The organism is Pseudomonas sp. 43(2021) (assembly GCF_017490805.1).
Classification (GTDB): Bacteria; Pseudomonadota; Gammaproteobacteria; order Pseudomonadales; family Pseudomonadaceae; genus Aquipseudomonas.
This window is the reverse complement of record NZ_JAFGYJ010000474.1, coordinates 1-457: the sequence shown is the minus strand read 5'-3', so window position 1 is coordinate 457 and position 457 is coordinate 1. Positions and strand designations below refer to the sequence as shown.

General features: G+C 58.4%; 1 pseudogene. It reads right to left on the bottom strand.

Annotation, left to right across the window (positions count from 1 at the left end):
* Positions 1-457, bottom strand: a pseudogene (gene rpoB, locus J5M71_RS28240) (DNA-directed RNA polymerase subunit beta); the annotation flags it as partial.

Sequence of the window (457 nt, the reverse complement as noted above, 5' to 3'; positions counted from 1 at the left end):
CAACGATGTAGGCCTGAGCCTTCTCGAGCTGCTCGTTCAGCGCATCTTCAGCCATGCGCAGTTTGAACCACTGGCCGTGCTCAAGACCGTCGAGTACTTCGTCGGTGATGTCCTGCCCCTTCTTCAGGCCGGCGCCGCCTTCGGCCTTGTGGCCTACCAGTGCGGAACGCAGACGCTCGAAAGTCGCGCCTTCAACGATGCGGAACTCTTCGTTCAGATCCTTGCGGATCTCGTCCAGCTGGGACTTCTCGATCGACAGTGCACGAGCATCACGCTCAACGCCGTCACGGGTGAAGACCTGTACGTCGATGACAGTACCTTTGGTGCCGGTTGGCACGCGCAGGGATGTGTCTTTAACGTCGCTGGCTTTTTCACCGAAGATTGCACGCAGCAGTTTTTCTTCCGGAGTCAGTTGGGTCTCGCCTTTGGGAGTGACCTTGCCAACCAGGATGTCGCC